Origin of the sequence: Streptomyces sp. NPDC096311, from assembly GCF_044763085.1 — a bacterium.
Classification (GTDB): domain Bacteria; phylum Actinomycetota; class Actinomycetes; order Streptomycetales; family Streptomycetaceae; genus Streptomyces.
On the sequence record NZ_JBIWFN010000003.1, the window covers coordinates 129,465 to 151,450 of the forward strand.

General features: G+C 69.4%; 13 protein-coding genes and 1 pseudogene. 10 read left to right on the top strand and 4 right to left on the bottom strand.

The features are described 5' to 3' along the window. The first annotated feature begins 93 nt into the window (after positions 1 to 93). From ACIRA5_RS08915 to ACIRA5_RS08955, 9 genes are all read left to right on the top strand, one after another. The gene (locus ACIRA5_RS08915; RefSeq protein WP_403689727.1) at positions 94 to 762 is read left to right on the top strand and encodes a DUF2637 domain-containing protein; all 669 of its coding nucleotides are present in this window, start codon (positions 94 to 96) and stop codon (positions 760 to 762) included. A 21-nt stretch (positions 763 to 783) separates the two neighbouring features. Beyond that, the gene (locus tag ACIRA5_RS08920; RefSeq protein ID WP_403688867.1) at positions 784 to 969 is read left to right on the top strand and encodes a hypothetical protein; all 186 of its coding nucleotides are present in this window, start codon (positions 784 to 786) and stop codon (positions 967 to 969) included. Positions 970 to 974: 5 nt separating this feature from the next. After that, positions 975 to 1,166, top strand: a complete 192-nt coding sequence (locus ACIRA5_RS08925) for a mobile element transfer protein (RefSeq protein ID WP_403688868.1) — start codon at positions 975 to 977, stop codon at positions 1,164 to 1,166. 12 nt (positions 1,167 to 1,178) lie between these two features. Beyond that, positions 1,179 to 1,334 (top strand): hypothetical protein, encoded by a 156-nt coding sequence (locus tag ACIRA5_RS08930; RefSeq protein ID WP_096239738.1) that lies wholly within the window; start codon positions 1,179 to 1,181, stop codon positions 1,332 to 1,334. A gap of 23 nt (positions 1,335 to 1,357) precedes the next feature. Beyond that, positions 1,358 to 1,681, top strand: coding sequence for a SpdD-like protein (locus ACIRA5_RS08935; RefSeq protein WP_403688870.1), 324 nt, complete (start codon positions 1,358 to 1,360; stop codon positions 1,679 to 1,681). Positions 1,682 to 1,769: 88 nt separating this feature from the next. Beyond that, entirely contained in the window at positions 1,770 to 1,955 is a 186-nt protein-coding gene (locus tag ACIRA5_RS08940) for a hypothetical protein (protein ID WP_403688873.1), read from the top strand. Next, a complete protein-coding gene (repSA, locus tag ACIRA5_RS08945; RefSeq protein ID WP_403688874.1) occupies positions 1,948 to 3,324 on the top strand; it encodes a replication initiator protein RepSA in 1,377 nt (458 codons plus the stop codon). Before ACIRA5_RS08940 ends, repSA begins: the two co-directional genes overlap by 8 nt. Beyond that, a complete protein-coding gene (locus tag ACIRA5_RS08950) occupies positions 3,321 to 3,509 on the top strand; it encodes a helix-turn-helix domain-containing protein (protein WP_403688877.1) in 189 nt (62 codons plus the stop codon). The genes repSA and ACIRA5_RS08950 overlap by 4 nt, the downstream gene beginning before the upstream one ends. Beyond that, positions 3,509 to 4,774, top strand: a complete 1,266-nt coding sequence (locus ACIRA5_RS08955) for a tyrosine-type recombinase/integrase (protein WP_403688879.1) — start codon at positions 3,509 to 3,511, stop codon at positions 4,772 to 4,774. The genes ACIRA5_RS08950 and ACIRA5_RS08955 overlap by 1 nt, the downstream gene beginning before the upstream one ends. A gap of 296 nt (positions 4,775 to 5,070) precedes the next feature. Here ACIRA5_RS08955 and ACIRA5_RS08960 read toward each other — a convergent pair whose 3' ends face one another. From ACIRA5_RS08960 to ACIRA5_RS08970, 3 genes and pseudogenes are all read right to left on the bottom strand, one after another. After that, on the bottom strand, positions 5,071 to 5,583 hold the full coding sequence (locus ACIRA5_RS08960) for an SUKH-4 family immunity protein (protein ID WP_403688881.1): 513 nt from the start codon (positions 5,581 to 5,583) through the stop codon (positions 5,071 to 5,073). 38 nt (positions 5,584 to 5,621) lie between these two features. Further along, positions 5,622 to 16,607 (bottom strand): LamG-like jellyroll fold domain-containing protein, encoded by a 10,986-nt coding sequence (locus ACIRA5_RS08965; protein WP_403688883.1) that lies wholly within the window; start codon positions 16,605 to 16,607, stop codon positions 5,622 to 5,624. A 316-nt stretch (positions 16,608 to 16,923) separates the two neighbouring features. After that, positions 16,924 to 17,647: pseudogene (locus ACIRA5_RS08970) on the bottom strand (HNH endonuclease family protein). A 163-nt stretch (positions 17,648 to 17,810) separates the two neighbouring features. Here ACIRA5_RS08970 and ACIRA5_RS08975 point away from each other — a divergent pair. After that, on the top strand, positions 17,811 to 17,999 hold the full coding sequence (locus ACIRA5_RS08975; protein ID WP_403688885.1) for an Rv0909 family putative TA system antitoxin: 189 nt from the start codon (positions 17,811 to 17,813) through the stop codon (positions 17,997 to 17,999). A 409-nt stretch (positions 18,000 to 18,408) separates the two neighbouring features. Here ACIRA5_RS08975 and mfd read toward each other — a convergent pair whose 3' ends face one another. After that, positions 18,409 to 21,939, bottom strand: a complete 3,531-nt coding sequence (gene mfd / locus ACIRA5_RS08980) for a transcription-repair coupling factor (protein WP_403688888.1) — start codon at positions 21,937 to 21,939, stop codon at positions 18,409 to 18,411. Between the last annotated feature and the right edge of the window lie 47 nt (positions 21,940 to 21,986).

Sequence of the window (21,986 nt, forward strand, 5' to 3'; positions counted from 1 at the left end):
GGAATCCGCCGCGTCCCTGCCGGAGCCGCCGCCCGGCACGTTCCCGCCCGGCTACGACCCCACCGACGGCCCCGACTACCCCGGCGGCTCGTGATGGCCCGGCCCGCGCTGCGCGTGGACGCCGTCCTCGTCCAGGCCGTCATCGCCGGAGCGCTGTCCTTCGCCCACCTGCACGACCTCGCCGACGCTGCCGGACAGGACGGCTGGAAAGCCTGGGCCTACCCGATCTCGGTGGACCTGCTCCTCGTCGCCGCCTGGCGACGACTGCGGTCCGACGGACCGTCCCGGCTGGCCTGGTGCTGGTTCGTCATCGCGCTGTTCGCGTCCCTCGGCGCGAACGTGGCCACCGCCGGATTCCTCGACCTCGCCCATCCCCCGGCCTGGCTGCGGTTCGGCATCGCCGGATGGCCCGCCCTCGCCTTCCTCGGCGGCACCCTCCTCGCCCACTCCGCCGAAGACCGGGCGCCAGTTCCGCCGGCACCCGCAGCCCACGCCCCCGAACCCGACACCGAGCCCGACCCCATCCCCGAGCCGGTCATGGCGGCCGAGGAAACTCCGGCCCTCCCCGCCGCCGACCCCACCCCGGCCGCGGCACCCATCGTCACGGCTCCGCCGGTCCCGGCCGCGCTGGTCGACCACGCCCGCAAGGTCGCCGACGACCACCACGCCCGCACCGGCTCGCCGATCGACACCGACACCCTGCGCGCCCGCCTCGGCGTCCCACCCCAGCTCGCCGACGCCATCGCCGCCCAACTCACCTGACCCGGAACGGAGGAAGCCGAGATGACCAACGACCCGGCCGACCTGACGGTCGCCGACTACCTCGACGGCGCACGGGAGATGACCGCCGCCGGACGCCCCTACCTGGCCCACCTGCTCGCCGAGGAAGCCGCACAGCGCACCAACGACCCGGCCGCCGCCCGCAGCATCCGCGCACAGTTCCCCGACCCCACCACCCGGAAGGACTGACCGACATGCCCGCCCGTGACCACTTCCACTCCGTGATGCGGATCGGCCCCGTGCAGATCGGCACCCACCGCGACCGCCACGGCCACACCAAACACGCCGCCGTGTGCACCAACGACCGCTGCGGCTGGTCCGCCGACTACTCCAGCCAGTCCGCCGCCCAGCTCGCCGCCCGCACCCACCGCTGCACCATCCGCTAAGGGAGATACCCCGTGCAGGTCCCGCTCTGGTTCGCCCTTCTGGTTGTCGGCTGGCTCGGCATCAAGCTCATCCGCCCGCCCTGGTGGCTCGTGGCCGTGCTCCTCCTCGGCGGCTACCTCCTCGCCGACAGCCTGCTCGCCCCCGCCATCGACACCGCCGTCAAGTAACCGCCCGCGAAGGGAGATCCGCCATGTTCCGCCCCAAGGTCCCGACCATGCCCCAGCCCACCGGCCTCATCACCCCGCCCGCCATCGTCGAACCGACCGCGGTGGTACAGCACACCCCGCAGACTCCGGCTCCCGCCCCGGTCGTCGCCCCGGCCCCGGCTCGGCCGACCGTGCAGCTCACCCCCGGCGCCGTCATCGCCCTCGTCGGCAGCGGCACCGCCGTGGTCCTGGTGGTCGGCGCCGTCCTGGTCTCGATGCTCCTCGCGGTCGCCATCACCGCTGCGTCCGTGGCCGTGTGCGCGCTCGTCGTCCGCTCGCTACTCGCCTCCGAGGGCAAGCGCCGCTGACCGGCCCCCGGGCGGCCTCAACCGCCAAGTCTCCGCCGCCCGGGAGCCGTGCCCCATCCCGATCTCGCAACCGGAAGGAACTTCCAGCATGACGCACCGCACCCGACCGCCGTCCCGGATCTGCCCGGCCTGCGACGGCTTTGCCTCCGCCGCCGTCACCCTCGGCGGCCGCAACCCGCACGGCCACCTGCGGACCATCACCGCGCACTGCCCGGCCTGCCACGGCACCGGCACCGCCCGCACCGCCCGAGCACGGGAGGCCGCGCGTGTCTGACCTGCTCGACCCGACCACCCTCGGCGACCTGCTGAGGGTGGCTTCGGCCGACGACTTCGACCGCTGGCACGACCAGATCAAGCGCACCGGAGGATGCGCCGACCCCATCCACCTCACCGGCTGGACCCTCACCAAGGACAAGACCACCGGCGAGACCCTGCAGCACTACTCGACGGAGTCCGAGCCGGGCGGACGTCTCCGCGTCGCCTGTGGCAACCGCCGGGCCTCCCGCTGCCCGTCCTGCGCCTGGACGTACGCGGGCGACACCTACCACCTCATCCGCGCGGGCCTGGCGGGTGATGACCGACGCGACATCCCGTCCACGGTCCGTGATCACCCCCGTGTCTTCGCCACCCTCACCGCCCCGTCCTTCGGCCCCGTGCACAACCGGCCCGACCGCGGAGTCTGCCGCTGCGGCACCCACCACTCCTCAGACGATCCGGTCCTCGGTACGGCGCTCGACCCGGCCACCTACGACTACGCGGGCGCCGTCCTCTTCAACAACCACGCGGGCGACCTCTGGCAGCGCTTCACCAACCGGCTCCGCCGCGAGATCGCCGCCCGCGCCGGACTCACACAACGGGAGCTGAAGGAGTCGGCCCGGCTCTCGTACGGCAAGGTCGCCGAATTCCAGAAGCGCGGCGCCCTCCACTTCCACGCCGTGATCCGCATCGACGGCCCCGAGGGACCCGACACCCCGCCCCCGTCCTGGGCCACCGTCGGCCTGCTCACCGACGCGATCCGCGCCGCTGCCGCCCACTCCTACACCTCGGTCTCCGTCCCGGCCGCCGCAGACCAGCCCGCCCGCACCTTCCGCTGGGGCACCCAGCTCGACGTCCGGCCCGTCAAGGCCTTCGGCGACGGCTCCGACATCACCGAACAGGCCGTCGCCTCCTACGTCGCCAAGTACGCCACCAAGGCCGCCGAGAACACCGGCACCCTCGACCGCCGCATCGGCGAACTCTCCGAACTCGACCGCCACCAGGTCCCCGGCCACACCCGCCGCCTCATCGAAACCTGCAAGACGCTCGATCCGCTCTACCCCGACCGCCGTCTGTGGGCCTGGGCTCACATGCTCGGCTTCCGCGGCCACTTCTCCTCCAAGTCCCGCCGCTACTCGACCACCCTCGGCGAGCTGCGCCAGGCCCGCGCCGACTTCCGCGCCGCCCAGGAACGCGAAGCCCTCGGTCTGGACGAGCGCGAGCCGGACACCGTCCTCGTCCTCGCCGACTGGCAATACGCCGGACACGGCCACACCCCCGGCGAATCCGCCCTCGCCGCCACCATCGCCCGAGACCTCCAACACAACCGCGAAACCGCCCGCGAAGCCCTACGCGACCAACTGGCCCTGGAAGGAGCCGCCGCATGACGACCGCAACCGCCCAGCTGCTGACCGTGCCGGAAGTCATGGCCCGGCTCAAGGTCGGACGCTCCACCGTCTACGACCTCTTGCGCTCCCGCCGACTGCCCTCCCTCACGATCGGCCGTGCCCGCCGCATCCCAGCGTCCGCCCTCGACACGTACATCCGCCATCACCTGGAAGAAGCCGCCTGATGCCGGCACCGCGCAAGAAAACTCGTGCCAACGGCGAAGGCACCATCTACCAGCGCAAGGACGGCCGCTGGGAAGCCGCCGGATACGTGCTGACCACCGATGGCACGCGCAAGCGCGTCCGCATGTACGGCTCGACTCGTCGAGAGGCTGCCGACAAGCTCACCGAGAAGATGGCTGCCAGCAACAGCGGCCACCCGGTCGCCACCGGCAGCGGCGCACTCGGCGACTACCTCGCCTACTGGCTCAACCACGTGGCCCTGCACCGGGTCCGCGCGAACACCCACGAGCGCTACCGCACCTGCGTGCGCCTGTACCTCGTGCCTGGGCTGGGGAACAAGAAGCTGGCTCAGCTGACGGCCAGGGACGTGCGCACCTTCCTCGACCGGCTCCGCACCACCTGCCAGTGCTGCGCCCGCAACCTCGATGCCGCACCACGCCGCTGCTGCGCCATCGGCAACTGCTGCGACAAACGCTTGTCCCCACTCACCGTCGCCTACGTGCACTCCGTCCTCAAATCCGCACTCGAACACGCCGTCCGGGAGGAAGAACTCCCCCGGAACGTCGCCCGCAACGTCAAACTCAGCCCGCCCCGCCACCGGCGCTTCGAACCACTCACCGCCGACGAAGCACGCCGCTTCCTCAAAGTGGCCCGTCAAGACAAACTCCGGGCTTTGTGGGAACTGGCCCTGAGAGCCGGACTGCGACGCGGTGAACTACTCGGACTCACCTGGGCCGACCTCGACCCGGCCGCCGGCACCCTCAACATCCGCCGCAGCCTCCAGCACAACCCCGCCGGAGGACTCACCCTCTTCCCCACCAAGACCCGGGCCGCCGAACGACGCGTCGCCCTGCCCACCGTCTGCCTGGCCGCCCTCGAACAACACCGCCAGAAGCAGGAGCGTCAACGCATCGCCGCAGGGGCTCGGTGGCGGGAGGGCGGCCTGATCTTCACCACCCGTATCGGCACACCCCTCGACCCCAGTGACGTCGCCCGTCGATTCACCGGACTGCTCAACCAGGCAGGCATCCGACGAATCCGCTTCCACGATCTCCGCCATACCTGCGCCACGCTGCTCCTGGAACAGGGCGTCCAACTCGTCACCATCAAGGAACTACTCGGGCACGCCAACATCGGCATCACCGCCCAGGTCTACGCCCACGTCCGCCTGCGCCTCCAACACGACGCCATCAACCAACTCGGCGACGTCCTTCGGGATGGCGACGATCCCGAAGACCCGCCGATGGCCACAGTCCTGGTCAACTGACCACACCACGCAGAGACGTCCCGAGCCCCCACCACGAAACGTGAGTGGGGGCTCCGGGCGTCCGCTGGCGTTGCCGTCAGCGTTGCCGTCAAACGCCTGGGGTCGCCCCTGCCTCGGAGCGACCTTCTTCGCAGATGGGATTGCTGGGAAGGTCCTGACCTTTGCGGTGCCGATGGGAGCGTGGAAAGTCGTACTAGGTGTGGCATTAGGCGACCTCAGGACGCATACACGTCGCCCCGAGCGCAGCGTCAGACTTAAGGCGCGGCACGGTCAACCGGCCGGCGAACCGGCCACCATCAAGCGTCCCAGTCCGCGTAGTCGCCCATCGCCACGTCCTCGCAGACCCCATCCCAGAACCCGTTGTGTACCAGGGCCGTTTCGTCGATCCGCACGATGATGTCGCGAAGCTCGTCCGCCACCCGTTCGAACTCCTCCTCCTCAGCATCCTCCTGATAAAACGGGAAACGGTCGATCACTGCCGATACGCAGCGCGTAAAAGCGTGGATGTCCTTATTGACATGGGTGACCTTCGCCGACTCGACCTTGGGGATGTGGACGACCTCCCCCGTGGAGGTATCGACGCAGATCCGACCTAGCAGTCCGCTCCTCCCGAACGCCACCAAACCATTCGGAGGGACCCCTTCGAGGAATTCCGCTTCCGCGAGTGATCGGTATTCGTACCCGATCATCCCACGAGGAACCCCCGTTTCAAGAAGTTCCCGGGCGACGGCGACGGGAACGTCGGATGAGGACGCCACGTGGACCACGGTGAATACCGGCTTGGGCAACTCAGGCAGAGGATCGATCACAGACTGGTTCTCCTTCCTGCATCGAACGTCCTTCCGACCTAACCCGCTCGGGCCGCGAACATGTCGGAGACCGCCTTCTTGAGGCCGGCATTGGTCTGACTCCGGATTGCCTTCCGAACGGCGACATCAGGATGATTCCAGGGAAACGCATACGAGACGTCGACGTCCGTGTCTCTCAGGAGGCCGTCACACTTGTTGTCGCAGGGCGCACGTTCAGTGAACAGCGCGTCGATGTTCTCGATACCGCCGGCCTGGTTGATCAGGTCCTCTTCTGCGTGGATCCCGTTTCGTCCCTTCCCCATCGACCGCCCGGTGATGATCGTTCCGTCCTTCAGTCGAGCCGATGCGTAGTTCTTGATCGTCCTGTCACCTTCCAGGACTCGCCGGTCGTGGACCGCCTTGACCAGCGGGTTCTCGGTGTCCTGGTAGTCGGCATTGGTACCGAGGTCGTCGCAGTTGTGAACGAGGACCGGCGTGTCCCCGGCCTCCACATAGTAGGTGTGGAGGGTGCCGATGGTGAGGTCGTAGGTCGTGGTGTTCGCGTGGAACAGCCGGACGCTGGTGACCTCGGTGGTGCCGGTGGGGGTCTGAAGGATGTCTCCGGTGTGGAGGCCCTTGGCCTCTACGAATGCCGACTGGGTCTCGTCGTAGAACGGGTGGTGGAACGTCGTGGTGAGATGCGCGCCTCTGACGTCGTCACCGGTCTGCGTAGCCTCGGTCGTCCCAGCGGCCCTGGTGTCCTGCGCGGACGCCGTATTGCTGACCGCAGCCACGGGAGCCGTCGCCGGCTCCTGACCGTGGCCGTGGTTCGCCGCCAACGCGCCCAGCACAGCCGCCGACGCCGCCAGGCCGAACGCGGCCTTGCGGGCAACCTTCCGGGCCAGGGACTTCGCCCCGCTCTTCGAGGTCTGTTTCGCCCCGGGCTCGGCCGCCTTCTTGACCGTCACATCCACGAAGTCGTGGTCCGTGTGCGTCACGATCACCGCAGTGACCTTGTGCGCCTCCGTACCAGCCACTCCCGGCACCGAGTTCGCGATCGTGTCGCCCACCCGCACCTGGTCGATCGCCTTCGCCGAACCGTCAGCCATCAGCACCGGGGTCGACCCGGTGAAGCTGTGCGGGGCTGCCTTCGCCCCCGGGATCTTGCAACTCCCGCCCGACTCCGACTGACTCCTCGTCCCCGCCCCCTCCGACTCCGCCGCCGAGGCCGCCTCGTCCGTGGCGTCCGCCGCCGCTGAGTCCCCGGCCTCGGTCGCCCCCTTGCCGAACAGGCCGCCCACGACCTTCATGGCCTTGGGCGCCACCTTCGCCAGGATCTTGCCGCCCAGGCTGCCCAGCGCACCGCCGAGCGCACCCGCGGCCGCGCCCTCCACCGCTGAGCCCGCGAACGCTCCCACGCTGCAGTCCCCGCCGCCGTTCTCGGCGCACTTGAAGCCCTGCTCCACCAGGGAGCCGGCCGCACCCGCGATCGCCGCGCAGCCGATCGTGCCGACGCCCCAGGTCGCCGCCTCGCACCCCGCGAACACCGCCGTAGACACCACGAACGACGTGATCGCAGCCGCGTGGTGCTTCACATACGTCGCCGTCGCCTTCGCCGCCTTGACCGTCGCGTGATACGCGGTCCTCGCGACATGGGCGACCGCCTTCGCGGCCTTCTTCACATGGCTCGCGACCTTGTGCGCCGCCTTCTTCACCGCGTGCACCACGCGATGCACCACACGCGAGGCCTTGTGATACGCCGTATGCACCGCATGGACAGCCGCGTGATAGACGCGTCTGACATGCCGCGCCGCGTAGTGATACACACGCCGCACCACCCGCACCGTCGCGTGGTACACGTCCCGCACATGGTGGACGATCTTGTGCGCCGCGTGCTTGACCGCGTGGACGACCTTGCGGGCCACGTGCTTGGCCGCGTGGTACACCTTGTGCGCCACGTGCGAGACCGCCCGCTTGACGTGATGCACGGCCTTCTTCGCACCACAGATCGCGTCGTACCAGGAACAGTTGCCCGACTCGTCCGTGCCCGCCATCGGGTTGTCGTCGACGTAGGCGAACGGGTTCGCCGCCACCGAGTTCGGCACCGCGTTCAGCGAGATGCTGTCCTTGTTCAGGAACTGGCCCGTGTCCGGGCTGTACCAGCGCGACGCCGTGCCGACGTCACCCGTGCCCGGTTCCGTCCAGCCCGACTGGAAGCCCAGATGACCCGTCACCGTGTCCGTCGGTGAGACCACCTTGCCCAGCGGGTCGTACGACGCCGAACCCGCCAGCGACGTCGCACCTGACGTGAACGTGCCCACCACATCGCTGTGCAGGTCCGTCAGCGCCAGCGAGCCGCTGCCGCCCGACGGCTTGACGCCGATCACGCCGCCCGCCGGGTCGTACGTGTACGTGTTGTCACCGTCGGACGCGATCGTGTTGTCCGCGCCGGAGTAGGCGAACGTGCGCGTGGACTGCGCCGTCGTGTCCGTGTCGGTGATGTTCCGGGCCAGCGCGTCCAGCGTGTAGGACTGCGTGCCGGCCGCGATCTGGCCGCCGAACGCGTCCGTCTTGTACGCCACCGAACCCGACGTCTGCGACTCCTGCGTCATCGTGCCGCGCGCGGAGTAGTCGTAGGTGTGCGTGCCGTCCGAGGTCAGCTCGTCACGGGCGTCATAGGTGTAGACGTCCGAGCCGTTGCGGATGCGGTTGCCCGAGGCGTCGTACGCGTAACTCTTCGTCGTCGAACCGTTGTTCCACGACGTCAGACGGTCCGACCAGTCGTACGTGTACGTGTTCGACGAAGCGCCCGAGACTCCCGTCGTCGCCTTCGACGTCAGGTTGCCGTTGTCGTCGTAGCCGTACGAGAAGCTCGCCAGCGTCGACGCGCCCTGGACCAGGACGTCGCTCGTCAGCTCGTGCGAGCTGTTGTAACCGATCGTGCGGGTCTGGCCCGTCGCGCCGTACTTGACCGACTTGACCTCGTTCAACTGACCGTACGTGTAGGTCAGTTGGGTGCCCGTCGCCGCGTCGTTCAGGGACGACAGACGGCCCGCCGTGTCATAGCCGTACGACGTCGTGCCGGCGGCGTCCGCCCGCGTCAGCATCGACGCGTCGTCGTTGTACGAGAAGTTGGAGGAGCCCGCCGAGCCCGAGGCCGTGAGGACGTCACCCCGGTCGTCGTACGTGAACGCGTCGTGCGTGGCGGCCTGGTGGTCCACCGCGCCCGCGATGCCCGCCTCGTCCGTGTCCGCCGACAGGACCCGGCCGTCCGCGTCGTAGTTGAAGGTGCGCTTCGCCGTCGCCGCGTCCGCGCCGGAGCCGTTCATCGTCTTGAGCTGGCCGTTGACGTCGTAGGTCATCGACGTCGTGACGCCACCCGGAAGCGTGGCCGTCGTGAGCTGACCGTCCGCGTCGTAGGCGAAGGTCGTCGTCGAGTCGGCGGCCGAGGTGTACTTGTCGGTCGTCGGCTCGATCACCTTCTCCTGCTGGCCCCACGGCGTGTACGTGTAGCGCCAGGAGTTGCCGCGGCCGTCGGTGAAGCGCGTGCGGTTGCCCGCCGCGTCGTAGCCGAAGGTCGTGGTGATCGAGGTCGCGGCGTCCACCGGCTCGACCTGCTGCGTGATCGCGCCCGACGCGTCGTACGTCCAGCGGGTGGTGTGCTGGTTGGCGTCCGTGGAGGAGACCATGTTGCCCACGCCGTCGTACTGCTGCGAGGTCCCCGACAGCTTGGTGCCGCTCGCGTCGTACTCACGCGTCGCCGTCGGGTCGTCCGAGGCGTTGTAGTCCGTCTCGGTCCAGGTGCCGTCGGCCAGCGTCGTCTTCGTCGTGTTGCCCTCGAAGTCGTAGCCGTAGCGGGTGGTGTTGCCCGCGCCGTCGGTCACCGAGGTGACGTCACCGGCCCGGTTGTAGGCGTAGGAGTTGCTCACCCCGCCCGGCGACGTCGTCGACGCGGTGTGGGCGCCGTACGGGTTGCCGGTCGTGACCGCGTACGAGTTCGTCGTCGTCAGCGTTCTCGTCGACGGGTAGCGCTCCATCGTCGACGAGGTGAGCTGGCGGCCCATGAAGTCGTACGTCGCCTGGGTCTGCGCGCCCGCGGCGTCCGTCGCCGACAGCTGCTCGCCGTTGGTGTCGTACAGCGCGTGCGTCTTGGTGCCGTCGGGCGCCGTGATCTGGGCGAGGTTGCCCATCTGGTCGTAGAGGTACGAGGTGGTCTTGCCGCTCGGGCTGATCTCGTCGGTCTGGTTGCCCTCGCTGTCGTACTTCCAGACCGTGGTGCCCGCGTTGGCCGTCGAGGCGCCCGCCGGGGTGTACGACGGCAGCGCCTCGGAGACCTTGTTGCCGTTGGCGTCGTACGCCGTGGTCGTCACCAGGCCGTTCGGGTCCTCCTCCTCGACGCCCTCGCCGAAGGTGTTGAAGCCGCTGGTGGTGACGGGGTGGACGGTCGCCGGCGTGGTGCCGTCCGGCTCGGACTGGACGGCGGGCGCGGTGGAGAGCGCGAGGTTGCCGGCCTCGTCGTAGGTGTACGTCGTCGTGTTCTGCTCGGCGTCCGTCGTGGACGTCGGCAGGCCCCGCTTGTCGTAGCTGTACTTGGTGGTCTGCTCGGTGGAGGAGCCGACCGTGCCGCCCGTGCGGCCCTTGCCGTAGAGGGAGGTGACGTCGGTCGCGGACAGGGCCCGCTGGTAGACCTGCACGTCACCGACCGAACCGGCGACGACGTCGCTCGTCGTGCCGTCCGCCTTCTCGGTGCCGCCGATGGAGAGCGGTCCGGTGCCCGTCCAGGGCGCGGTGTTCGTACCCGAGCCCGCCTGGGCGCCGTTGACGTACAGCTTCATCGCGCCGGTCGTCGAGTCGAAGACGCCGACCAGGTGCGTCCAGGTGTTCAGCGTCGGCGCGGCGGTGGCGGTGGCGTCGTAGAACGCGGTCGGGGAGGCTACGTCGGCGTTGGCCGCGTGGAAGCGGTACGCGTTGTCGGCCTTGGAGTACTGAAGGTAGAAGGAGGCCCGGTTGGTGCCGCCCTGCGCGACGAAGGTGCGGTAGGTGGAGGTGTCGCTGAGGTTGACCCAGGCGGACACCGTGTAGGAGGCGGTGGTGTCCAGGACCGGGCCGGTGGTGTCGACGACGTTGCCGGTGCCGGTGGTGGTGCCCGCGAACTTCGCCGCGCTGTCCGACCAGGTCACGCCCGATCCGGCGGTGGCGGTGTTGCCGGTGCCGGAGGAGTCGGTGATGTTGGTGCCGGAGTCCTGGTTGAGCTTCCACCAGCCGGCCGGGTGCCCGGAGGCGTCCCCGTACAGCGTCTCGCTGAGCACGTTGCCCATGGCGTCGTACGAGCTGGTGGTGGTGCGGTCGTAGCCCGTGGCGTCGTGGTCGTTCTCGCTCGCGACCTGGTCGTCCGGGGTGTACGAGACCGTGGAGACGCGGTCCACGCCGGTCGGGTCGACCGTGGTCGAGGTGGTGCGGGAGGCCGCGTCGACCTTGTAGTTGGTGACGGTCTCGCCGTTGTCGGAGGTCGAGGTGAGCAGGTTCCCGGCGGCGTCGTAGGTGTCCGACTCCAGGACGTAGCTCTTCGTGCCGTCGGAGCTGGTCCGCTTCACCGCGGCGGTCAGACCGTCGTCCAGGTAGGTGTACGAGGTGGTGTTGCCCATCGCGTCGGTCACCGACTGGAGGCGGCCGGCCGGGTCGTAGGCGCGCGAGGACTCCGTGAGCAGGGTCGCGGTCCCCGGGTTGACCGGGTCACCGGTGTACATCAGGGCCTGGGTGAGCAGGTTGCCGTTGTCGTCGTACGTGTAGCGGGTCTCGTTGCCCGCCGAGGTGACTTCCTTGGTCTTGTTGCCCTGGTTGTCGTAGGTGTACGTGGTGGTGTTGCCGTTGCTCGCGCCCGCGACGGCGTTGGCGTCCGACTCGGTCAGCAGGTGGTCGTAGGCGTCGTAGGTCTGCGTCTCGGTGCGCGCGGTGTCGCCGCCACTCGCGTCGGCGACGGTCTGCGAGGTGACGTTGCCGTCCTCGTCGTAGACGGTCGAGGAGACGGCGGCGTGCGTGGCGCCGGTGACGCGGTCGGTGAGCTGCGGGTCGTGCTCCTCGGTGACCTGGCCGTTCAGGTCGTACGTGTACGAGGTGGTCAGGCCGTTCGGGTAGGTGTCGGAGACGACCTTCTGGCTGAGGACCTGGCCGAGGCCGTCGTAGGTGTACGTCGTCGCCAGACCGATGGCGTCGGTGGTCGAGGCGACGTCGCCGTTCTTGAAGTACGCCACCTGGTTGACCGCGCCGCCGGGACTGACCGTCTTCACCGGCAGGCCCTTGGGCACCACTCCGCCGTCTGCGGACGGGTAGGTGCTGGTGCCGTCGCTGTAGACGGTCGTGGTGGTGCGGCCGTGCGAGAAGCCGGGGACGGCCGGGCCGGTGATACCCGTCTGGTTGCCCTGCGCGTCGTACGCGTACGAGGTCAGGTAGGTGGTGTCGGTCGCCGACGCCGAACGGCCGTCGCGCTCGGTCAGCAGCTGGTCGTTGCGCGGGTCGGTCGTCGTCAGCTGGGCCGTGGTGTCGTCCGGGTAGTACGTGTAGTACTCGGTCGAGCACTTGTTCGCGGACTCGTCCTGACAGGCGGTCGAGGAGACGATGTTGCCGCGTACGTCGTGACCGGTGATGTTCATCGAGCCGTTGGGGTCGGTGACCGTGTGCTCGAAACCGGCGGAGTCGTAGCCGAAGCTCGTCTTGTTGCCGAGGCCGTCGGTCTCGGTCAGCGCCCGGTTGCCGTTGTCGACGTCGTAGGTGTAGGTGAGCGTGGCGTTCGCCGGCGAGGTCACCTTGACCGTCTCCACCGGGAGGAGGCCGGTGGAGTTCTTCGCGGCCTCCACGTGGGCCGCGACGTCCTGCGCGGTGAGCCCCGAGTGGTAGAGGGCGACGTCGGCGATCGAACCGGTGAAGTGGCTGACGTCGGCGGGCGAGTCGAGCCAGCCCTTGGCGAAGCCGGCGCCTATGTAGAGGTGCGAGTTGGACTGGTCGTTCGGCGTGCCGGAGAAGGTGTCCTGCTGGACGCCGTCCAGGTAGAGGGTCTGGGTGGCGCCGGACACGGTGAGCGCCACGTGGTGCCAGGCGTTGTCCGTGACCGTGCCGGTGGAGCCGAAGTCGGCGGTGCCGGAGCCGCTGACGGACCAGAAGTGGCCGTGCAGCTTGTTGTCGGTACCGACGTACAACAACGGGCTGTACGTGCCCGACGCGACGCTCGCACCACCGACGGCCACCGACTGGTCGCCGACGATGACGCCCTGCGCCGCGGTCTTGAACCAGAGCTCGACGCTGCGGTCGCTGGTGGCGTGCAGCGTCGCCGTGGGCACCTCGACATACGAGGTACTGCCGTTGAACGTCGCGGCCTTCTGGTCGCTGAACGGTCCCGTCGCGCCGAGCGTCACCGCGCTGTACGTGCCGTTGCCGCCGCGTACCTCGTCGACGGCGGTGGTCGCGCCGGCCGCCTCACCGAGACGGAAGTAGCCCGCGGGCGCCGCGCCGAGGACCGCGCCCCGGTAGGTCTGGCTGGAGCCGGTGACCGTGGGCGCCCCGAGCTTCCAGACGCCGCCGTTCTCGTCGGTGAGCTGGGTGAGGGTGGTGGTGCCCGGGTCGTACTGCATGGCCGCGTACGTCTTGCCGGACGGCCGGGTGATGGAGGTCAGCAGGCTCGCCGCGTGGGTGCCGTACTGGTAGAGGGCGTTGACGTCGGCGGCGACCAGCGGGCGGCCGTACCAGGCGGCGTCCGCGACCGAGCCGTTGAAGTAGGTGGCGTAGCCGGTCTTCTCGCTGGAGCTCTGGTGCGGCTCGTCGGGCCAGTTCCCGCCGAGGAAGCCGGTGCCGAGGTAGTTGAAGGACTGGTTCTTGCCGAAGGCGACCGCGCTCTGGATGGAGACGGTGCCGGTGCGCGAGCCGATCTTCGCGTTGTCGACGTACAGCGTCTGCGAGTTGCCCGCGGCCGACAGCACCACGTGGTGCCACTTGCCGTCGGCGACCGATGCGGTCGTGACGATCGGGTTGATGCCGCCGCTGTACCAGAACTCGGCGTTCAGCTTGCCGTCGGTGCCGACGTAGATCGAGGGGGTGTAGAAGCCCGCGGCCTGTCCGGAACCGATGGGCTGGGAGGCGTACGAGTACAGGACGCCGGGGCCCGCCGAGGTCTTGAACCAGAGAGAGAGCGCGCCGGAGTCGGTGTCGTTGCCGGTGTTCTTCGGCAGCGAGACGTCGGAGGAGGTGCCGTTGAAGGAGGCGACGGTGGTGGAGGAGCCGGTGAGCGGGCCACCGCTCTGGCCCGTCGTCACGTTCTCGTAGGTCGCGTTGTCGGTGCCCTCGTTGGCGAGGACGGCGTCCTTGGCGGTCGTCGCGCCCGAGGCCTCCGACAGCGGCCACATGGCGTGCGGGTCGAGGTCGAGCGAGGCGTTCTGGTACTGCGAGCCGCTCGTGTAGCCGTACGTCGTGCACTTGGTCGTCGACAGCGGCGAGCACACCTTGGTGAGCTGGTCGCCGGTGTAGCCGTACGTCCAGGTCTGCGCGGTGGAGGAGTCGCCCGCGGTGACCGGGTCGGTGACGACGGTCTGGACGTGCGCGGCCGACGCGCCGGACGGCGTGGACCAGGTCAGGTTGAGCGAACGGGTGGAGACCGCGGACGTCATCTTCGTGATGTGGCCGCTGGTCCAGGTGAAGGTGATGGACCGCCCGTTGGCGTCCGTCACGGAGAGCAGACCGTACGCGCCCGAGCCCAGGGACTGGGTGAACGTGTAGACCGTGTCGTCCTTGTCGGTCAGCTTGTAGCCGCCGCCCGTGACCGTGGTGAAGGTGGCGAACCGCCCGTTGCCCGGGGCGAACGTGCCGTCGCTGTTCTTGCCGTACCCGACCTGCGAACCGTCCGGGTAGGTGACGTTGACACTGGAGACCGCGCCCGACGCCGTGTACTGCTCGGTCGCCCGCGCGTCGAAGATGCTCGACCAGCCGGACCCGAACGCGCCGGTCCAGCGCGGGTCGCGGGAGTTGTAGTCGCGTTCCACGTCCAGCGAGGGGCCGACGGTGGAGATCGAGGCGTCGGTGTCGGAGGTGGTGTAGTTGCCGATCGACGCGTCGAAGCCGTGGTCACTGCTGTTCTGCGACAGACCCGAGGTGATCACGGGTTGCGGCACCTGGACCGAGAGCGCGTACGGGTCCGCCGTCGAGTACAGAGCGGTGGTGGAGTCGTACGCCTGAACCGTCCACGTGTACGGCTTGCCCCAGGCCAGCTTGCCCGCGGGGACCGTCCAGTCGCCGGTGGAGATCAGACCGGACGTGGCGACCTGGGTGTTGGTCGCGTCGTAGACCTTGAAGACGTACTGGCCGGCGCTGCCGCTGGAGTTGGCGCCGCCCGCCCAGGCGGTCAGCTCGGGGGTGGTGGTGCCCACGACCGCGTTGTCGGCGGGGAACTGCTCGTACAGCTGCGGCGCCGTGTTACCCGTGTAGGTGACCACGATGTACGGGCCGAGCCCGGGGTCGTTGAAGGAGCCGAACTGCTTCCAGTGCAGGTTGTCGGTCGTCGACGCGTAGAGCGCGAGGCCGTGGTCGGCGGTGGTGCCGTTCATCCAGCCCTGGATGGCGGACGTGGACAGGGAGACGCTCACGTTGTCGCCGACGGAGCGGTCGGCGCCGGTGTTGGCGCAGGCGTTGGGCACGCTCGGCGTGGCGTTGCCGATCGAGGAGCCGTACGTCGGCCCCGGGTAGCTGGTGACACCCTCCGGGGTCCAGGCCTTCGTCACCAGCGCGACGTCGAAACGCTCGGCGGTGCAGGTGGCGGCCCAGGTGTCGAAGAGGTGCAGGGTCGCGGAGGAGACGGTGACACCGCTGCCGTCCCAGGCGGTGTCCCAGTGGTTCACGTAGCTGACCGCGGAGTGGGTGCCGGAGTCGTAGGAGCCGACCTTGACGGTCTGCTCGTAGGAGTGGTCGCCCGCGGCGCCGGACTCGGCGTAGGTGGTGGTCCAGCCGTCCGTGACCTGCGGGTCGACGGTGACCGGGAAGACGCGGCGCGGGTCGTGCAGCCAGCTGTCGTCGAGGGTCACCTTCAGCGCGTAGCCGTCCTTGTCGTGGACGAGCTCGGTGCTGACGTCGTGGGTGGTGGCCGGGTCCCCGGAGCGCGGGTTCACCTTCGAGTCGTAGGCGTACGACGCGGGGATGCGCTCGACGGTCCTGCCGGTGGAGTCACGCAGGTCGATCGACCCGCTCTTGGTCTGGACGGGCGTGAGGCCCTTGAGGTCCAGGGGGAAGGTCCAGCTGTTCCCCGCGTCCGCGGAACGCAGGACGACCGCGTCCTTGACCCCGGTCGCGGTGGGGGCGACCTGGAGGTCGGTGTCCGTCAGGACGTTCTCGTACGTGACGCGCGAGCCGTCCGCCGTGCCCTTGACGGAGGCCGCGCCCTTGAGTCCGTAGGAAAGGGAGTGCGCGCTGTCGGCGGCGAAGGAGACGAGGCCGGAGTCACCGGCCTTGGCGCCGAAGTCGACACCGACGGAGTTGGCCTTCTCGTGCCAGCGGCCGTCGGGACCGGCTCTCACGTCCACATCGATCGGCGCCCATCTCCCCTTCCCCACCTGGTAGTTGACGGGCGTCGGGGATATTCGGCGGGTGGTGCTGCCGTCGGCGTTGTCGTAGACGGTGTCGGTGCGCGAGGACTTGGCCGCGTTGCGCTTGCTGGTCTTGGGGTTGTAGGTGCCGCCGCCGCGGCTCTTGCCCTGCTGAACGGCGGGCTTGTGCGGCTGGTAGGCGGCGAGCTCACCCTTCCCCTTGCCCGGCGCCCTGCCCACACCGCGCTTGGCGTCGGTCGTCTTCGCGGAGACGTGGTGGGCGTGTCCGGCCGCGGTGCCCGACTTCTGGTGCGGGATCCGGCCCCAGTGCGGGTCCTGGAACCAGGCCATCACGGAGGACAGACTCGGCATCGAGAGGGACACCTGGCCCAACTCGCGGCCGTCGGCCACCGCCTGCTGGGTCGTCAGCATCATTGCGAGCGCCGTCAGGGCGACCATGGCCACCTGCCGCCGGATGAGGTGCATACGGCTGACGGGACGGCGGGGCTGGCGGGAACGGCGGGCAGGCCGAATGCGCACGGCTTCGACTCCAACAGTCAAGAGAGATCAGGCAGGGGGAACGCGCAGGAGAAGCACAGAAAACCCGCTGATCTTGACTGTTGTGAACATGCCGTGGACAGGCTCGAGGAACGTTTTTGGCCTTACCTTGACCGGATCTTGCTGAACCAAGTCGACTTGTTTCGACTCGCCCCTTTGCTACTTGTGAACTTTTTTGCAGGCTCCTCACTTTCTTGACAGATTCTCGTCATCTTGCCCTTGCGCCGAGCAGCGTGAAACGACGTCAGTTGGCGGTGAACCGCTTCGGCGCCTGGGTCGGATTGCCGCCCGAGGGAAGCTTCTGGCCGGGGCACTCGGAGAGCACCTTCTTCATCGCGGCCTTCTCCCCGTCGGTGACCCACAACCCGTACTTCTTCTTCACGGCCACCTGTGCGGCCACATACGCGCAGCGGTACCCCTTGTTGGGCGGGAGCCAGGTCGCGGTGTCGCCGTCGCCCTTGCTGCGGTTGGTGCTCGCGTCGACGGACAGCAGGTTGAGCGGGTCGTTGGCCAGCGCTATCCGCTTGCTGGCGTCCCAGTATTTGGCGCCCTTCTGCCAGGCGTCCGAGAGTGCGACGAGGTGGTCTATGTCCACCAGGCTGCGGCCACGCTTGTACGTCACGTCCTTGCCGGAGTACGGGTCCGGGTCGAGCGCCCCGGAGACGACCTTGCAGGTGCCACCGGTGAACTTCACGTTCTTCAGGTCCCGCTTGAGGATGTCGTCGCGGGTGTCGCACTTGTTGGAGTCCGTGTCGGCCCAGGCCGTGCCGAACCTCGCCCTGCTGTAGCCCGTCTTGGGCGCGCCCCTTGACGGTCAGCGAGTCCACGGCGCTGAGCGCGGCGCCGCCGGCCGCCGTGCCCTGCGGGCCGGCCGAGCCCGTGGTGTCCTTCTTGCAGCCGCTGACCCCCGCGCCGACGACGAACAGCACCAATGCGGCAGCCGCCGCCCCACCCCTCAGACGCACCACGACGCCCCTCCCCTTTGTTCCCCGGGTCCGCCCTGAACAGGGCGCGTTTCCCTGGTGCCCACGGTAGCGGCGGGCATGCCCAGCCCATACCCTCCTTCAACGGGCAATAGGTGCACGCCGGGCGTATCGTCGGTGGTGACACACCTCCGGAAGGAGTTCCCGCATGGGTATCTTCGACAGGTTCAAGGACCATGCGAAGTCCAAGGGCAAGGACATGTCCGACGCCGGGGAACGGGAGATCAACGAGAAGACGGGCAACAAGTACACGGACCAGGTCGACGACGCCCAGCAGAAGATCGAGGGCGCTATGGGCGTGGACCGCGAACCGACCGACCGGCCCGATCAGCCGTAGACCCCGATCAGCCGTAGCCGCGCAGACGCGCGAGGCACGACACACCCACCGATCGACCGTGACACCGAGGCCGTCCGCGAAGCCCCACTCCCGCGGGCGGCTTCACTTGCGCCGCCCGGCGACGTCCGCTCTCACGCCCGCACACTCCCACCCCCACGCCCTCCCGTCACAGAGCAGTTCGTTCAGTCGGCTCCGGCCCACCACTTCAAGGACCGCACCGGCCTGCTCACGGCGATCGCTGCTGCGCGAGAACGACCTGGAGCTGACCACGGCCCGCGACCTGACCGCGGACCGCCTGCGCCAGACCGTCTCCGACCGGGTGCAGGAACCCGGCACCGACCCCCGCCTCTACGCCTCCGGACGACCTCCACAACCTCTACGACCTCTACGACCCGAGAATCGTCGACCTCTACGACCCGAGAATCGTCGCCAGGAACTCCCCGGTCCACCCCAACAACTCCCGCCCGACCAACGGCTTCCCGCCCACCTTCGCCGTCTTCGGGCGGGGGACGAGGAGCTGGTGGGCGGCCGGCTTGATGACCGTGCCCGGGTAGAGCCGCTTGAGGCGCAGTTCCTGGGACTCGCGCAACTCCGCCGGTGCGAAGCGGATGTTGTTGCCCTGAAGCACGACCTCGCCTACGCCGCACGCCCGCGCGAGCATCCGCAGGCCCGCGACGAGCAGCAGGTTCTCCACCGGCTCGGGCAGCTTGCCGTAGCGGTCGGTGAGTTCCTCGCGTACGGCCCTGACGTCCTCCTCCGTGTTGGCGGAGGCGATGGCGCGGTAGGCCTGCAGACGCAGCCGCTCACCCGGCGCGTAGTCGTGCGGGACGTGTGCGTCGACCGGCAGCTCGATCTTGACCTCCAGGGGCGGCTCCTCCTCGACCCCGCCTTCCAGGGAGGCCCGGTAGTCCGCGACCGCCTCGCCGACCATGCGGACGTACAGGTCGAAGCCGACGCCCGCGATGTGACCCGACTGCTCGCCGCCGAGCAGATTGCCCGCGCCACGGATCTCCAGGTCCTTCATCGCCACGTACATGCCCGCGCCCATCTCCGTGTGCTGGGCGATGGTCGCGAGCCGCTCGTGCGCGGTCTCCGTCAGGGGCTTCTCCGGCGGATACAGGAAGTAGGCGTAGCCGCGCTCACGGCCTCGGCCCACCCGGCCGCGCAGCTGGTGCAGCTGCGAGAGACCGAAGTTGTCGCCACGCTCCACGATCAGCGTGTTGGCGTTGGAGATGTCGATGCCGGATTCGACGATCGTGGTCGACACGAGCACGTCGAACCGCTTCTCCCAGAAGTCGACGACCACCTGCTCCAGAGCCTGTTCGCCCATCTGGCCGTGCGCCGTCGCGATACGCGCCTCGGGGACGATCTCACGCAGCCGCGCCGCCGCCCGGTCGATCGACTCGACCCGGTTGTGGATGTAGAAGACCTGGCCCTCGCGCAGCAGTTCGCGGCGGACGGCCGCGCCGATCTGCTTCTCCTCGTACGGGCCGACGAAGGTCAGCACCGGGTGCCGCTCCTCCGGCGGGGTGGTGATCGTGGACATCTCCCGGATGCCCGTCACCGCCATTTCGAGCGTACGGGGAATGGGGGTGGCGGACATCGTCAGGACGTCCACGTTGGCGCGCAGTTTCTTCAGCTGCTCCTTGTGCTCGACGCCGAAGCGCTGCTCCTCGTCGACGATGACCAGGCCCAGCTCCTTGAACTTGGTCTCGGCGGAGAACAGCCGGTGGGTGCCGATGACGACGTCCACCGCGCCGTCCCGCAGGCCCTCCAGGACGGCCTTCGCCTCCGTGTCGGTCTGGAAGCGGGACAGGGCGCGGACGTTCACCGGGAACTGCGAGTAGCGCTCGGAGAAGGTCCCGAAGTGCTGCTGCACCAGCAGCGTCGTCGGCACCAGGACCGCGACCTGCTTACCGTCCTGCACTGCCTTGAAGGCCGCGCGGACCGCGATCTCCGTCTTGCCGTAGCCGACGTCGCCGCAGATCAGGCGGTCCATCGGGACCGTCTTCTCCATGTCCTCCTTGACCTCGGCGATGGTCGTGAGCTGGTCGGGCGTCTCCGCGTACGGGAAGGCGTCCTCGAGTTCGCGCTGCCAAGGGGTGTCGGAACCGAAGGCGTGACCGGGCGCCGCCATGCGCGCGCTGTACAGCTTGATCAGGTCCGCCGCGATCTCCTTGACCGCCTTCTTGGCGCGCGCCTTGGTCTTCGTCCAGTCGGCGCCGCCCAGGCGGTGCAGGGTGGGGGCCTCGCCGCCGACGTACTTGGTGATCTGTTCCAGCTGGTCGGTGGGGATGTAGAGGCGGTCGCCGGGCTGGCCTCGCTTGGCCGGGGCGTACTCCACGACCAGGTATTCGCGCGTCGCGCCCTGGACGGTCCGCTGCACCATCTCGATGTAGCGGCCGACACCGTGCTGCTCGTGCACGATGTAGTCGCCCGCTTCGAGCGTGAGGGGGTCGATGGTCTTGCGGCGGCGGGCCGGCATGCGCGCGCCGTCCTTGCCTGCCGCCTTCTGGCCGGAGAGGTCGGTCTCCGTGAGGACGGCGAGCTTGAGTGCCGGGTCCACGAAGCCGTAGTCGATCGAACCGCACGCGACCTGCACCACGGCGGGCGTCAGCTCGGTCAGCTCCGCGTCGAGGCGGGCCGCGATGCCCTCGCCGCCGAGGACCTCGACGGTACGGGCGGCGGGGCCGTGCGCCTCGGTGACGTACACCGTGCGCCAGCCGTCCGCGAGCCAGCCCTTGGTGTCGGCGAGCGCCCTGGCCGTGTCGCCGCGGTAGGTCTCGGGAGCGTGCATGCCGAGCTTGAGGGTGTCCGCGTCCAGTTCCTCGTCGGCCGCGAACGGCGACACCGACCACCACATCATGTCCAGCTCGTGGGCCCGGTCGCGGACGTCCGCGATGGCCCACAGGGAGGCCGCGCCGACGTCGATGGGGGCCTCGCCGCCGCCGGCCGTCGCCGCCCAGGACGCTTGCAGGAACTCCTGCGAGGTCGCCACCAGGTCCGCGGCCCGCGTCCGTACCCGCTCCGGGTCGCAGACGACGGCCATCGAGCCCTTGGGCAGGACGTCGAGCAGCAGTTCCATGTCGTCGACGAGGACCGGAGCCAGTGACTCCATGCCTTCCACGGCGATGCCCTCGGCGATCTTGCCGAGCAGTTCGCCCAGCTCGGGGTGTTCCTCGGCGAGCCGGGCCGCCCGCTCCCGCACCTCGTCCGTCAGGAGCAGCTCGCGGCAGGGCGGCGCCCACAGTCCGTGCTCGGCGACCTCGAGGGAGCGCTGGTCGGCGACCTTGAAGTAACGGATCTCCTCGACGTCGTCGCCCCAGAACTCCACCCGGAGGGGGTGCTCCTCGGTGGGCGGGAAGACGTCCAGGATGCCGCCGCGTACGGCGAACTCGCCGCGCTTCTCGACGAGCTCGACCCGGGAGTACGCGGCTGCCGCGAGCGCCTCGACGATCCCGCCCAGGTCTGCGCTCTGCCCCGTGCGCAGCGCGACCGGCTCCAGGTCCCCCAGGCCCTTGACCTGCGGTTGCAGCACCGAGCGCACCGGCGCGACGACGACCGACACGGGGCCGGTCTCGGGGTCGTCGGGGCGCGGGTGCGCCAGGCGGCGCAGCACGGCGAGGCGGCGGCCGACGGTGTCCGAGCGGGGGGAGAGCCGCTCGTGCGGGAGCGTCTCCCACGACGGGTACTCCGCGACCGTGTCGGCCGGGAGGAGGGACCTGAGCGCCGCGGCCAGGTCCTCGGCCTCGCGTCCCGTCGCCGTGACGGCCAGTACGGGGCGGCCCGCGTCGCGGGCCAGGGCCGCCACCGCGAAGGGGCGGGCGGCGGGCGGGCCGACCAGGTCGACGTGCATCCGGTTACCGTCGGTGGCGGCCTTCACCGCTTCCGCGAGGGCGGCGTCCTTGACGACGGCGTCGAGCAGACCGTGCAGGCTCATGAAGGGCTTCCATCCCGGAGAGAGGGCAACGCGAACCGCCCGACACG

Bases quoted from the DNA above. Each gene is read 5' to 3' on its own strand.
- ACIRA5_RS08915 (WP_403689727.1), top strand. From the start codon at position 94: ATGGCCCGGCCCGCGCTGCGCGTGGACGCCGTCCTCGTCCAGGCCGTC.
- ACIRA5_RS08920 (WP_403688867.1), top strand. From the start codon at position 784: ATGACCAACGACCCGGCCGACCTGACGGTCGCCGACTACCTCGACGGC.
- ACIRA5_RS08925 (WP_403688868.1), top strand. From the start codon at position 975: ATGCCCGCCCGTGACCACTTCCACTCCGTGATGCGGATCGGCCCCGTG.
- ACIRA5_RS08935 (WP_403688870.1), top strand. From the start codon at position 1,358: ATGTTCCGCCCCAAGGTCCCGACCATGCCCCAGCCCACCGGCCTCATC.
- ACIRA5_RS08940 (WP_403688873.1), top strand. From the start codon at position 1,770: ATGACGCACCGCACCCGACCGCCGTCCCGGATCTGCCCGGCCTGCGAC.
- ACIRA5_RS08950 (WP_403688877.1), top strand. From the start codon at position 3,321: ATGACGACCGCAACCGCCCAGCTGCTGACCGTGCCGGAAGTCATGGCC.
- ACIRA5_RS08955 (WP_403688879.1), top strand. From the start codon at position 3,509: ATGCCGGCACCGCGCAAGAAAACTCGTGCCAACGGCGAAGGCACCATC.
- ACIRA5_RS08965 (WP_403688883.1), bottom strand. From the start codon at position 16,607: ATGCACCTCATCCGGCGGCAGGTGGCCATGGTCGCCCTGACGGCGCTC.
- ACIRA5_RS08975 (WP_403688885.1), top strand. From the start codon at position 17,811: ATGGGTATCTTCGACAGGTTCAAGGACCATGCGAAGTCCAAGGGCAAG.
- mfd (WP_403688888.1), bottom strand. From the start codon at position 21,939: ATGAGCCTGCACGGTCTGCTCGACGCCGTCGTCAAGGACGCCGCCCTC.